Source organism: Thioalkalivibrio sp. AKL7, assembly GCF_000381705.1.
Lineage (GTDB): Bacteria > Pseudomonadota > Gammaproteobacteria > Ectothiorhodospirales > Ectothiorhodospiraceae > Thioalkalivibrio > Thioalkalivibrio versutus.
In genome coordinates this window covers 336,425-349,415 of the sequence record NZ_KB906950.1, presented here as the reverse complement: position 1 = coordinate 349,415, position 12,991 = coordinate 336,425, and the positions used below count along the sequence as shown (strand labels likewise).

Sequence of the window (12,991 nt, the reverse complement as noted above, 5' to 3'; positions counted from 1 at the left end):
CGCTCCGCAGCCCGCCAGGGTCGGTGGTGCAGGCCCAGCGGGAACTCGCGTGATTTCGCGCGTTCCGATGTCGACACGCTCCCCTTTCCGCAACCGCTATCATCGTTTCATGACCCACGCCCGCGCCCCTGTTGTCCGCCGCCCGGCCCGCACCGGGCTGGGCGTGGTTGCGATGCTGCTCGTCGCACTGGCGGGCATCCCGGGTGCGGCCGGTGCCCAGGATGGCTCCACCCCCGGCTTGCAGATCGAGGGGGGTACCGACGCTCAGCGCAGCAATATCCGCAACAGCATCAACCTGGCTCGCCACCCCTGCGACTTGCTCGGGTTTCGCGAGAGCCGCGTGTTGCGCGACACCGAGGCGCGCGCCACCGATGCCCTGCGGGCGATCGGCTTCTACGACCCCGAGCTGGTGCTCAACTTCGAGCGCCACGAGGCCTGCTGGGATATCCGCATCACCCTGGACCCCGGCCCGCCGACCACGGTGGAGCAAGTGGACCTGCAGATCACCGGCGAGGGAGCCGGCGATCTCGGCTTCGAGGCCGTGCTCAGCCAGACCGAGATCCGCGAGGGCGACACCCTGCGCCATGATCGCTACGAGGCCCTGCGCAACCGCATGACGCGGATCGCGTCGGATCGCGGCTATTTCGACGCCGATCTCCACACCCGACGCCTGGAGGTGGACCGCGACACCCGCAGCGCGACCATCCGCCTGCACATGGATACCGGCGATCGCTACCGCGTGGGGCGGGTCCACATCGACCAGGACATCCTCGCCGAGGACTTCGTCCAGCGCATGGTGCCGTTCGCGGCGGGCGACCCATACAGCTCGGCCCAGATCATCGCGCTGCAGCGCAATCTGAACGACAGCGGCTACTTTGGCGGCGTCCGTGTGCGCCCGCAACGCGACGCGGCAGAGGGACTGCAGGTCCCGATCCTGGTCGAACTGGAGCCGCGCAAACGCCATAGCTACGAGGCCGGCATCGGCTACTCCACCGATATCGGCCCGCGTATCCGGCTGCGCTACGAGCATCGCTACGCCAACCGGATCGGCCATCGCTACCAGGCCGAGATCGAGGCGTCGCCGGTGCGTTCCGGGATCGGCTACAACTACGAGATCCCGCTGCGCGACCCGCTACGCGAACGCCTGAACCTGTTCACCACCTACCGCACGGAAGACACCGACACCCAGCAGTCCGATCGCTTCCAGGTCGGCGCCAACCGGGTCCTGCAGCGCCGCAGCGGCTGGCAGACCACCGAGGGGCTGCGCTACGAGTACGAGGACTACACCGCCGGCGAGGATGACAGCGGCCGCAGCAACCTGCTGATCCCGTCCTACCGCATCAGCCGCATGGACGCGGACGAACCGATGACCCCACGCCGTGGCTACCGCTTCGAGACCACCGTGCAGGGCGCGCGCGAAGAGATCCTGTCCAGCACCTCGTTCGCCCAGGTCCTGGCCAGCGGCAAGGTGGTCCGCGGCCTCGGCACCGGCCGGGTGCTGGCCCGCGTGGATGCCGGCTTCACCGACGTGGACTCGGTCAGCGACCTCCCCAGCTCTCTACGCTTCTATGCCGGGGGCGATGCCAGCATCCGTGGCTACGGCTACCAGCGGGTCGGGCCACGCAACGACAGCGGCGACGTGATTGGTGGGCGCCACAAGGTGGTGGGCAGCCTCGAGTACGACTACCCGGTCGTCGGCAACTGGAGTGCCGCGGCCTTCGTCGACGCCGGCAACGTCGTCAACGAGTGGGACGAGTTCGACCCCGTCTACGGCGTCGGGGTCGGTGTGCGCTGGCGCTCCCCGGTCGGCCCGCTCCGCGTGGACCTGGCCCACGGGCCGGACTCGGACGATGACTTTCGCATCCACTTCTCCATGGGTCCGGACCTTTGAGACCCCTGTTGCGCGGCACACTGTGGGGGCTCTCCACGGTCCTTACCCTGGTGATCATCCTGCTGGGCACCCTCGGGGCCATGCTCGCGACCGAATCGGGCACCCGCTGGCTGGTCGAACAGGGCGAGCGCCTGGCCCCCGTCGAACTGCGCATCGACCGGGTCGACGGGACCCTGTTCACCGAGCTGCACCTGCACGGGCTGCACCTCGCTCTGCCCGACGGCCCGGTGATCGACCTGCCCACCGGACGCGTCGGGATCAGCGCCCGCAGCCTGCTCCGCGGCGAGCTGAACATCCGGATACTGGCCGCCACCGGGCTGCGCGTGGACCTGCCACCACCCGACCCGGATGCACCACCCGCGGACGAACCCTTCGCCCTGCCCGATTCCTTCCGGCTGCCGCTGGCGGTGCGCCTGGGCCAGCTCCAGGTGGAGGACCTGGAGATCCGGCTGGCGGGCGAACCCCTGGCCTCGATCACCCGCCTGACGGCCGATGCGCGGGCCAGCGGCTCACGCATCGAGCTACACGCCCTGGAGCTGGACATGCCGGAGATCCGGGCCCGGCTGGCCGGATCACTCGAGGCCGATGGCGACTACCCCGTGGACCTGCGGGGTCAGTGGCAGGCGCCCCTGCCCGTGGCCCTGGCCGAGGGCCTGGGCACGGAAGAGGCGCGGGGCGAGCTGGAGATCACCGGGGCCTTGCGCGAACGTGTGCAGCTCGAACATGACCTGCGCGCCGGGATCGAGCTGAACCTGCAGGCCAGCGCCCACGAACTGTTCACCACCCCGGCGCTGGAACTGGCGGCGCAGTGGCAACCCTTCACCTACCACCTCGACCCGGAACAGGACATCGCCCTGGAAGCCGGCCGCCTCGACCTGCAGGGGACGCCGGAGGACTGGGCGCTCAGTCTGCAGACCGCGGCCACCCTGACGCCCTGGCCACGGCTTGTGCTGAACACCCGGGCGCACGGGGACCTCGAATCGCTGGAGATCGAAGCCCTGGATATCGAGTCCGAGGCCGGGCGGGTCACGCTCGCCGGGCCCATTCGCTTTGTCGACACCCTGGACTGGGACCTCACCCTGGAGGCCGAGGACCTGACCACGTCCGGAATGGGTGTGGAGTTCGATGCCGGGGTCGAACGCCTGAAGGGACGGTTGCAGGGCACCCTGCCGCTGGGAACCGACACCCCGCCTCTGGCGGCCCTGGACGCGAGCCTCACCCTTGACGAGCTGACCGGGCACTACGAGGGTGAACCCATCACCGGCAGCCTGAACGCCTGGCTGGTCGACGGTCAGGCGCGGATCGAGGACACGCACCTGACGATCCGCGATACCGCGCAGCTGGACCTGAACGCTTCGGCCACGGGCCTCGCGGGCGACCTGAGCGACCCCGATCACCGCCTCGTCTTCGACCTCGGGCTGGATCTGGAGGCCCCGGATCTGGCGCGCCTGCACTCGGAGCTGGACGGGCAGATCGAGCAACTGCGACTCGTGCTGGACGGCCACTACACCCCCGCCAGCGGCGCCCTGAGCGCGCAGCTTGGCCTGGACCCATTGCGCGCCCGACTGCGCGGGATCGACATCACGGGCGATGCACGGATCGCGCTGACCGAGACGGGTGGCGAGATCGAGCGGCTGCAACTCGCCACCGACACAGGTGTCCGGCTCGCCCTGAATGGTGATCTCGACTGGTCCGAGGGCCTGCGCTGGGACCTCGCGCTGGAAGGCGACGGGCTGGATCCGTCGCTGGTGGTCGCCGAGGCCCCCGGCCAGATCGCCCTTTCCCTGCTCAGCCAGGGGCACCTCGACGCCGACGGCACCCCGCGCGTGCAGGCCCAACTCCAGCGGCTGGAGGGTACGCTGCGCGACCAGCCCGTATCCGGTCAGGGCCAACTGCAGCTGGAGGGGGGACATCTGCAAGTGGACCAGCTGGATCTGGCGCTGGGCCGGAACACCCTGACCGCCAACGGCGAATGGGCCGAGGCCCTGGATTTCGAGCTGCGCCTGGATGCCCCGGAGCTGGATCGGGTCTGGCCCGACCTCGCCGGCCGACTGGAACTCGATGCGCACATCACCGGCGAGCCCGACCGACCGCGCGTCGTGGCGAGTGGCACCGGTTCCGGGCTGCGTCTTGCGGACATCACCCTGGAGCGCCTGGAACTGGAGGCCGATGCCGGTCTCGAGGTCGCCGCCCCGGCCGAGATCGATCTGCGCCTGACCGGCCTCGAGGGCAACGACGGGATGCGTGTGGAGCGCCTTCGGCTGAGCGCCGCCGGTCGCATCGACGAACATCGTGTCACGCTGATGGCCGATGCGGGGGACCTGGGCTCGGTGGACCTGACCCTGCGGGGAGCACTGGACCCCGATACCCTGTACTGGCGTGGCCTGATCGCGGATCTGGAACTGGATCAGCCCACGGCTGGCCCCTGGCAATTGACCGAACCGGTCGCACTGGAGGGCGGGCCGGAACGCGCACACCTCGAACGTCTGTGCCTGGCACGCGACGACGGACGGCTGTGTGCCGAGGGGCGCTGGAGTAGGTCCGCAGGGGCCGAGTTCGCCGCCGAGGCCCGGGCCGTGGACCTGGCCTGGCTGGAACCCTTCCTGCCGCCGGAACTCGCCATCGCGGGCCAGCTGAATGCCGACGCCAGCGGTCGCATGGACGCGGATGGCCTCCTGACGGCCGACCTGATCGTGAGCCCGACCGATGGCCACCTGATCGTCCGCGACGAGGACGGAGACCTGGAGGAGGTACCCTACCGGGATGTGCGGCTGACCGCCCGGGTGCGCGATCGCGACGTGGACGTCTCCCTGCGGCTCGACTTCCTGGATGGCGGGACGGCGCGCAGCGATATCCAACTACGCCCGGACGGCGACGACCTGCGTCTCGACGGCGAATTCGAGGCGCGTCTCGACGATCTCTCCTGGCTGGGCGCCCTGAGCCCCGAGATCCAGCGCCTGCGCGGCTCGCTCATCGCCCGCCTGGATTTCGGCGGCCGCCTGGACGCGCCACTGGTGGAGGGCGAAGTGGCGTTCCGTGACGGCGGGGTCCTGATCCCCGAGGCCGGGATCGATATCCTGATCCCTGAGATCACCGCCCGGGTCGTCTCGGCCGAGCAGCTCACCCTGACCGGCCGCCTGGTATCCGGGGACGGCGGCATCGACCTCGACGGTCGCGTGGAGCTCGGCGACGCCGGGCCCCGTGCCGAGCTGAGCCTGACCGGCGAGGACTTCCTGGTGGTCAACCGGATCGACGCGGAGGCACGCATCACACCGGACCTGCAACTGGTCTTCACCCCCGACGACGGCATTCGTGTGCGCGGCGAGGTCTTCCTGCCCTGGGCGCGCATCCGTCCGCCGGATCTTCCGCCCGGAGCGATCCGCGTCTCCGGCGACGAGATCATCCTCGGGGAGGAGATCACGGAGGCGCAGGGACTCAAGACCGACATCCGCATTCGGATCCGCCTGGGGGATGACGTGCGCTTCGACGGCTTCGGTCTGACCGCACGCTTCGCCGGCGAGGTGGATGTCGAGGAGGTCACCGGGCAACCGACCCAGCTGTTCGGCGAGATCACGATCCCCGAAGGCGAGTACAGCGATTACGGCCAGGACCTGCGGGTGGAACGCGGCAGCCTGGTCTTCCAGGGACCGGCGGAGAACCCGGAACTGGACCTGCGCGCGGTACGCACCGTGCGCGAGTACAACGTGACCGTCGGGCTGGAGATCCGCGGCACGCCGGACAACCTGCGTTCACGGGTGATTTCGGACCCGCCGATGGACGAGACCGAGGCGATGTCCTACCTGCTGACCGGACGCCCGCTATCCGGCGCCTCGCAGTCCGACGGCAACATGATCGCCGCCGCCGCGGCCGCGTACGGGCTGGAACAAGGGGCCGTGATTACCGAACGCATCGGCCGCGAACTGGGACTGGACGAGGTGGAGCTGGACACCGAGGGCGGGCTGGACGAAAGCGCGCTGACACTGGGCCTGTACCTCTCGCCGCGCCTGCTGCTGCGCTACTCCATCGGGCTGTTCGACAACACATCGAAGGTCCTGCTGCGCTACGAACTGACCCGCAACCTGAGCGTCGAGACCGCCTCCGGGACGACGGAACAGTCGGTAGACCTGATCTATCGATTCGAGCGTTAGGAGGACGCTGCGGACTAAGGATCAAAGGCCTTTTTCACCACGAAGCACACGAAGAAGGTCCATGCCGGTTTAACCACAGAGGACACGGAGTTCACGGAGGCGCTCAAACCTGCTCTCGGTGGTGATCGGCGCTCGAATGATTTCACCTTGAAGATCTTCTCAATGCCGGTGCTGGCCCGTCATCGCGAGGCGCGAAGCGCCGTGGCGATCTCCGTGGAATGCAACCCAGCGGACTTTCGGGGTGGCCTCGCTGAGCCCAGAACGACAAACCTGTCATTCCATACCCACACCACTTCTGGCGCGATCGCGAAGTGCGCGTTGACCAGAGTCTCCCTAGCTTGAGGTATCGCGAGCGCCGTTGCGCGCGGCGTCGATGCGCACGCGGATCTGGCTGCGGTAGAGCTGTTCGTTGGGGATGCCCACCAGGGGACGCCCGACCGGCTGGCCCTCGGCATCGAACGCCATGATCGTCGGCACCACCCGCACGCCGTAGGCACGACCCAGCTCACTGCCCAGCTTGGTCGTGCCGTCGAAATCGCGCACCTCTTCGCGATCCAGCATGACCTTGCGGATATTCACACCCTCGAGGGCCGGGTCCGCGGTCATCGGGCCGAGATAGCGCTGTTCGGCACGATCACAGTACGGGCAGCTAGTCGACGCGAACATGATCACGGTCGCCTTGCCATCGCCCTGGGTGTTCAGCGCCTGGAGGTCCGTTGCGCGTTCGACGCCGCCCGCCGCGACCGCAGTAGCCAGCAGCATGCCGACCAACAAGGCACCGGAGCGCAGAAGCATCGGGCCGAACGGGGAGCGGGGAAGGTTCGTATTGAGGGTCATGGTCATCGTGGATCCTTGGGTGTTTGGAACCAGTCTAGGGCCGCCACATTAACGCAGGCTGAAGGGCCAGCAACCGCGCCCCCGCTCCGGCCGGCCCGAAGGTCCGCCGAAGGGCGCCCGCGAGTTGCCCACAAAAAAGGCCCCGCCGGAGCGGGGCCTGATTCCAACTCGCCGGCGAACCGGCGGTCAGGGTCTTGCCGGCGACCTTAGTTGGCGCGCTGGCGCACGTCGGAGGTCACTTCCACGCGGCGGTTGGCTTCGCGGCCTTCCTGGGTGGAGTTGTCGGCGGTCGGGCGGTCTTCACCGTAGCCGACGGTGCGGATGTCGCTTTCACGCACGCCTTCGCTGGCCAGGAAGTCGGTGACTGCCTGGGCACGACGCTCGGACAGGCCCTGGTTGTAGTCGGCCGGGCCGATGGTGCAGGTGTGGCCTTCGACCAGCACCGAGCTGTATTCGGCGTCGTCGGAGGTCAGGCTGCGGGCCAGATCACGCAGGGCGGAACGACCTTCGGAACGCAGATCAGCGCTGTCGAAGTCGAACAGGGCCTGGGCGCTCAGCGTGGTAGTGGTGAATTCCGGCTCCGGCTCCGGCGCCGGGGCAGCCGCCGGCTCGGGCTCGGGGGCCTCGGCAACTTCTTCGATGTAGCCCGCGCAATGCGGGAACTTCACGTTTTCTTCCGTCCAGGAGCGCGTACGCACGCATTCGCCGGAGCGATCGACCACAACCTTGCCGCTACGGTCGGTCACGTTGGCGGCCGGCGGTTCCTGCGCCACAACCTGCCCGGCGGCGCCGAGCACCAGCGAGGCCACGGAAGCGGCCAGAAGATTCTTAACGAGCTTATGATTCATTGCAAAGCCTCCTTGTAAAAACAATAGACGTCGGACCCGGGTTGAACCGCGCGACCACCATGGTACGCGCCGCGACCGCAATCCAAAGCAGCGAGCTCCTTGCGCCAAGCCCCCTACAGTACCCTGATAGTGGCACACAAGTTCGGGTTTTGCACGCATCGGAACGCAAATTATGTGTCGACATCACAACATCGTCACATTCCGTAAATTTCCGAATATCCAGTGACTTTCGACTGCCCTGTTTCGATATTGCAACAGACAGAACCCGAATCGCACAGAGACATTCCGGCAAGCTGTACTCCGGGAGACACACAACCCTGCTAAGGGTTCCTGAAACCGCGGATTTGGCACCCGAACTCGGACCCCAGGAAACGGTACCGGTCAGACAAAAAGACCCCGCCGAAGCGGGGTCCCTAGGTACATCAACGATGCACGGGTAAAGCGGCGAATTACATCATGCCGCCCATGCCACCCATGCCGCCCATGCCACCCATACCGCCCATGTCGTCGCCACCGGCGCCGCCACCGTCATCCTTCTTCGGGATGTCGGCAATCATGGCCTCGGTGGTGATCAGCAGGGCAGCGACCGATGCGGCGTTCTGCAGCGCGGAACGGGTCACCTTGGTCGGGTCCAGGATGCCCATGTCGATCATGTCGCCGAACTCGCCGCTCGCGGCGTTGTAGCCGTAGTTGCCCTTGCCTTCCAGGACCTGGTTGAGGACCACGGACGGCTCGTCACCGGAGTTGAAGACGATCTGGCGCAGCGGCTCTTCCATCGCACGACGGCAGATGTTGATACCGGCGGTCTGCTCGTCGTTGTCACCCTTGAGCTTGGTGATCGCGGCGCAGGCACGCAGCAGGGCCACGCCACCGCCGGGGACCACGCCTTCTTCCACCGCCGCACGCGTGGCATGCAGGGCGTCTTCGACGCGGGCCTTCTTCTCTTTCATTTCGATCTCGGTGGCAGCACCGACCTTGATGACGGCCACACCGCCGGCCAGCTTGGCCACGCGTTCCTGCAGCTTTTCCTTGTCGTAGTCGGAGCTCGCTTCCTCGATCTGCGCACGGATCTGGTCGACGCGGCCCTTGATGTCCTTGTTGGACCCCATGCCGTCGATGATCGTGGTGTTCTCCTTGGTCACCTGCACCTTCTTGGCGCGGCCCAGGTCTTCCACCGTGGTCTTCTCCAGCGACAGGCCGACTTCTTCCGAGATCACCTGGCCACCGGTCAGCACGGCGATATCCTGCAGCATGGCCTTGCGGCGATCACCGAAGCCCGGGGCCTTCACGGCGGCGACCTTGACGATGCCGCGCATGGAGTTGACGACCAGGGTCGCCAGGGCTTCGCCTTCGATGTCCTCGGCGATGATCAGCAGCGGCTTGTTGGCCTTGGCCACGCCTTCGAGGATCGGCAGCAGATCACGGATGTTCGCGATTTTCTTGTCGAACAGCAGGATGTAGGCATCCTCCAGCTCGGCACTCATGTTCTGCTGATTGTTGATGAAGTAGGGCGACAGGTAGCCGCGATCGAACTGCATGCCTTCGACGACATCCAGCTCGTTTTCCAGCGAGGAGCCTTCCTCGACGGTGATCACGCCTTCCTTGCCGACCTTGTCCATCGCATCGGCAATGATCTCGCCGATCGCGGTGTCGGAGTTCGCAGAGATCGAGCCCACCTGGGCGATCGCCTTGTGCTCGGTGCACGGCTTGGAGAGCTTCTTCAGCTCTTCGGTGGCGGCCTTCACGGCCTTGTCGATGCCGCGCTTGAGGTCCATCGGGTTCATGCCGGCGGTGACCGCCTTCATGCCCTCGCGGACGATGGACTGGGCCAGCACGGTCGCGGTGGTAGTGCCGTCACCGGCGGTGTCGGAGGTCTGCGAGGAGACTTCCTTGACCAGCTGGGCGCCCATGTTCTCGAACTTGTCTTCCAGCTCGATTTCCTTGGCCACGGACACGCCGTCCTTGGTCACGGTCGGGGCACCAAAGGCCTTGTCCAGGACCACGTTGCGGCCCTTCGGACCGAGGGTGACCTTCACGGCGTTGGCCAGGGTGTTCACGCCCTTGGCCATGCGGGTACGGGCGTCGGTACCAAAGCGTACTTCTTTAGAGCTCATGATTCGTTCTACTCCTGAAAATTCGTGTTAGACGGTCGCGGTTCGGGGCGTTCAGCCCTCGATGACGGCCATGATGTCGTCTTCGCGCATCACGAGGACTTCGTTGCCATCGACCTTGACCTCGGTGCCGGAGTACTTGCCGAACAGGACCGTGTCACCAGCCTTCACGTCCAGGGGACGGGCTTCGCCGTTGTCCAGGATCTTGCCGTTGCCTACTGCAACCACTTCGCCACGGATCGGCTTCTCGGCCGCGGAATCCGGGATCACGATGCCGCCGGGGGTGGTGCGTTCTTCTTCCATACGCTTCACGATGACTCGATCGTGCAAAGGACGCAGGTTCATGGCGCGAACTCCTTATTAGAATGTCTCAAACAGGAAAATTGGTTTGTCGGGCAGGCACCCTGTTAGCACCCACCCCTGACGAGTGCTAATAATAGGGGCACACAAGGGCGAGTCAAGAGCGCGCGTTACGAAAGCGGGGCCAGAAACGTGAATCAGCGACGGTCGTCGTGGTCCAGCCGATCGTCGGGCGTCTCGGGGCGGTCGTCGTGGTGGCGGAATTCGCCCTCGATGGTACCGCCGCCCGGCGGCCCACCAGGGCCGCCGGTGCGCGTGCGGACCATGCCGCGGCGCAGGATGCCGGCGGCCGCCCAGCGGCGCAGCGGCGGAATCAACAGCACGAAGCCGGCGGCATCGGTAAAGAACCCCGGCAGCAACAGCAGCACGGCGGCCGACATCAGCAGCCAGCCCTCGACCAGCCCGCGCGCCGGAACCTCCCCCCGCGCCAGGCTTTGTTGCAGCCGCCGCCAATGGTAGAAGCCCTGCAATCGGAACAACATCAGCCCGGCCGCCGCCGTGACGATCACCAGCACCACCGTCATCAGGGCGCCCACGGCATCGCCCACCCAGGCGAAGCCGAAGATCTCGAGCAGCACCAGACCGAGAAAGACAAACAGGGGAAAGAGGGGGTTGCGCATCGCAAGGGTTCCGCAGATCAGGCCTGTTTATTGGAACATGCGCCCCGGGTGGTGTCGATTGGAACCTCGCTGATACGTGGACACTCCAATATCATCAAGAGCGCCCGCGGGGGCCCGCCTCCGTTGTCCTTGCACGGCAAAGGGAATTAAGCCAGTCTCCTGCACGTCATTGGTGCATACGGCTATCTACATATTCGGAGAGTGACGGCTCATGTTGCGTAATCCAATCCTGATGCTGGCCCTGCTGGCCTTCCTTGTCCCCGCTCTGGCCACCGCCGCGGTCGAAGACCCGCGCGATCCGACACACCACTTCTTCGACCCGACCTTCGGCGAATTCCCCGAAGAGCTGGAAGAGGCGCGCGCGGCCGGCAAGAAAGGCATCCTGATCTTTTTCGAGATGGCCGACTGCCCGTTCTGCCACCGCATGAAAAACCAGGTACTGAACCAGCCCGAGGTCCAGGAATACTTCAGCGAGCACTTCCGGGTGTTCAGCGTCGATGTCGAGGGCGCCATCGAGATCGTCACCTTCGAGGGCGAGACCAAGACCCAGATGGACTGGGCCACCCGCGACTACCGGGTGCGCGCCACACCGGTGTTCCAGTTCTTCAACCTGGAGGGCGAACCGATCGCCCGCTTCACCGGGGCCACCCGCGACTCCCGCGAATTCCTGCAACTGGGCGAGTTTGTCGCCGAGGGGCATTACAAGGACCAGAACTTCACGCGCTTCAAGCGCGAGCAAGACGGCCGCTAAACCCCTCTTCTTGCCACTCCCGAGGATCGACGCCTGATGTCGCCGATGCACCCCCGCTCGTCCTGCACCGGACGCCGGCGGCCCCTGGCTCGCCTGCTACTGGCCAGTCTGCTCCTGTGGCCCCTGGCCGGGCCGGCGACTGCGCAGGAAGCCGGCGGCGCGACCGGCCTCGGCCCGCTGCCCAACCCGATGCGGGTGGGTGACGCCCTGGAGCGGGTCGACGCCCTGCACCCCCGGGTGCGTCAGGCGCGCGCCGACCGCGAACAGGCCCGCGCCGCCCTGGAGGCGACTCGGGCCGAGCGCGATGCGCGCGTGGACGCGCGGCTCGAGGCCCGCTGGATCGAGCCCAACGACCTGGTCGAAGACCGCACCCGCAACGACTCCCGCGCCGCCATCGTCGCGCGCAAGCTGCTGAGCGACTTCGGCCAGTCCCATGCGCGCGAGTCCGCCAGCGAGCAGCGCCTGGAGGCGGCCCACCAGCAGGAAGCGCTGACCCATGCCCGTCACCGCATCCACGTCCTCGAGCGCTACTTCGACGTGCTGCTGGCGGATCTCGCCTTCGCCCGCGACACCGAGGCCATGGCCGCCGCCTACGTATCCAAGGAACGGGCCGAGGAGCGCAACCAGCGCGGCCAGGTCTCGGACATCGAGGTCTTCCGCCTGGAATCCGAATACCAGACCCTGCGCGTGCAACGTACCCGCGCCCTGCAGGACCAGGCCCGCACCCGGGCCGCGCTGGCCGAGGCCCTGAACCGCCCGGACCGGCGCGTGCGTACCGTACTCGCCCCCATGCTGCCCCTGGATCTGCCCGAGCTGCCCGATCTGGATGCGCTGCTCGCCGAACTCGACAACACCAGTCCGCGCCTGATGGCCGAGCGCCGCCACGTCGAGGCCGCCAGCCGCGAGGTGGCAGCCTCGCGCGCGCAGCGGCGCCCGCGCCTGTACGCCGAGGCCGAATCCGGCTGGTGGCACCGCGACCTGGGCGGCAGCGATCGCAACCCGTTCGCCGCCGGCCTGGTCCTGGAAATCCCGCTGTACGAGGGCCGCCGCCACGACAGCCGGGTGGGCCAGGCCGTCGCCGCCCGCCATCGAGCCGAGGCCGAACTGGGCGAGGCCCGCATCGAGGCGCGCAACCGCCTGCGCGAGCTGTACGACGAGATCCGCGCACTACGAACCCAGCGCGACGAGGCCGCCTGGCGCATGGACTACCGCGAGCTGTACATCGACCGCGCGCGCTACCTGTACGACATCGAGGACCAGGCCGACCTGGGCGATTCGATGGTCCAGCAAAGCGCCGCGGCGCACTTCAATGCAAGCACCGAATTCCAACTGGCCCTGGCCTACGAGCGCCTGGCCCTGCTGAGCGGGCGCGACGAACTGAGCCCGTTCCGCGCCACGGACGAAAACCCTTGAGCCGCCCAACCA

At 67.1% G+C, this 12,991-nt stretch carries 9 protein-coding genes; 4 read left to right on the top strand and 5 right to left on the bottom strand.

All coding sequences use genetic code 11. From position 1 onward, the window contains the following. Positions 1-67: 67 nt before the first annotated feature. The gene (locus G315_RS0108685; protein ID WP_019612331.1) at positions 68-1,891 is read left to right on the top strand and encodes an autotransporter assembly complex family protein; all 1,824 of its coding nucleotides are present in this window, start codon (positions 68-70) and stop codon (positions 1,889-1,891) included. A gap of 8 nt (positions 1,892-1,899) precedes the next feature. Then, positions 1,900-6,039 (top strand): translocation/assembly module TamB domain-containing protein, encoded by a 4,140-nt coding sequence (locus tag G315_RS0108680; RefSeq protein ID WP_019612330.1) that lies wholly within the window; start codon positions 1,900-1,902, stop codon positions 6,037-6,039. A 333-nt stretch (positions 6,040-6,372) separates the two neighbouring features. On the opposite strand, the gene G315_RS0108675 is transcribed toward G315_RS0108680, so the two are convergent. The 5 genes from G315_RS0108675 to G315_RS0108655 form a co-directional block, all read right to left on the bottom strand. Next, positions 6,373-6,882 carry a thioredoxin fold domain-containing protein gene (locus G315_RS0108675; RefSeq protein ID WP_019612329.1) on the bottom strand — a complete coding sequence of 170 codons (510 nt, stop codon included), beginning with the start codon at positions 6,880-6,882 and terminating at the stop codon, positions 6,373-6,375. A 200-nt stretch (positions 6,883-7,082) separates the two neighbouring features. Then, positions 7,083-7,724, bottom strand: a complete 642-nt coding sequence (locus G315_RS0108670; protein WP_019612328.1) for an OmpA family protein — start codon at positions 7,722-7,724, stop codon at positions 7,083-7,085. A 449-nt stretch (positions 7,725-8,173) separates the two neighbouring features. Further along, positions 8,174-9,838, bottom strand: a complete 1,665-nt coding sequence (gene groL, locus G315_RS0108665; protein ID WP_018145211.1) for a chaperonin GroEL — start codon at positions 9,836-9,838, stop codon at positions 8,174-8,176. A 51-nt stretch (positions 9,839-9,889) separates the two neighbouring features. Further along, on the bottom strand, positions 9,890-10,180 hold the full coding sequence (gene groES / locus G315_RS0108660; RefSeq protein ID WP_018145210.1) for a co-chaperone GroES: 291 nt from the start codon (positions 10,178-10,180) through the stop codon (positions 9,890-9,892). A 152-nt stretch (positions 10,181-10,332) separates the two neighbouring features. Then, positions 10,333-10,815 (bottom strand): FxsA family protein, encoded by a 483-nt coding sequence (locus tag G315_RS0108655; RefSeq protein ID WP_018145209.1) that lies wholly within the window; start codon positions 10,813-10,815, stop codon positions 10,333-10,335. Between the two features lie 211 nt (positions 10,816-11,026). Between G315_RS0108655 and G315_RS0108650 the strand changes: the two genes are divergently transcribed. Together G315_RS0108650 and G315_RS0108645 are read left to right on the top strand one after the other, a co-directional pair. Next, positions 11,027-11,566 (top strand): thioredoxin family protein, encoded by a 540-nt coding sequence (locus G315_RS0108650; RefSeq protein WP_026304737.1) that lies wholly within the window; start codon positions 11,027-11,029, stop codon positions 11,564-11,566. Positions 11,567-11,602: 36 nt separating this feature from the next. Further along, complete coding sequence (locus G315_RS0108645; protein ID WP_019612326.1) at positions 11,603-12,979, top strand: TolC family protein; 1,377 nt, start codon at positions 11,603-11,605, stop codon at positions 12,977-12,979. The last annotated feature ends 12 nt before the right edge of the window (positions 12,980-12,991 follow it).

Coding starts and splice junctions, on each gene's coding strand:
- G315_RS0108685 (WP_019612331.1), top strand. CDS start 68: ATGTCGACACGCTCCCCTTTCCGCAACCGCTATCATCGTTTCATGACC.
- G315_RS0108675 (WP_019612329.1), bottom strand. CDS start 6,882: ATGACCATGACCCTCAATACGAACCTTCCCCGCTCCCCGTTCGGCCCG.
- G315_RS0108670 (WP_019612328.1), bottom strand. CDS start 7,724: ATGAATCATAAGCTCGTTAAGAATCTTCTGGCCGCTTCCGTGGCCTCG.
- groL (WP_018145211.1), bottom strand. CDS start 9,838: ATGAGCTCTAAAGAAGTACGCTTTGGTACCGACGCCCGTACCCGCATG.
- groES (WP_018145210.1), bottom strand. CDS start 10,180: ATGAACCTGCGTCCTTTGCACGATCGAGTCATCGTGAAGCGTATGGAA.
- G315_RS0108655 (WP_018145209.1), bottom strand. CDS start 10,815: ATGCGCAACCCCCTCTTTCCCCTGTTTGTCTTTCTCGGTCTGGTGCTG.
- G315_RS0108650 (WP_026304737.1), top strand. CDS start 11,027: ATGTTGCGTAATCCAATCCTGATGCTGGCCCTGCTGGCCTTCCTTGTC.
- G315_RS0108645 (WP_019612326.1), top strand. CDS start 11,603: ATGTCGCCGATGCACCCCCGCTCGTCCTGCACCGGACGCCGGCGGCCC.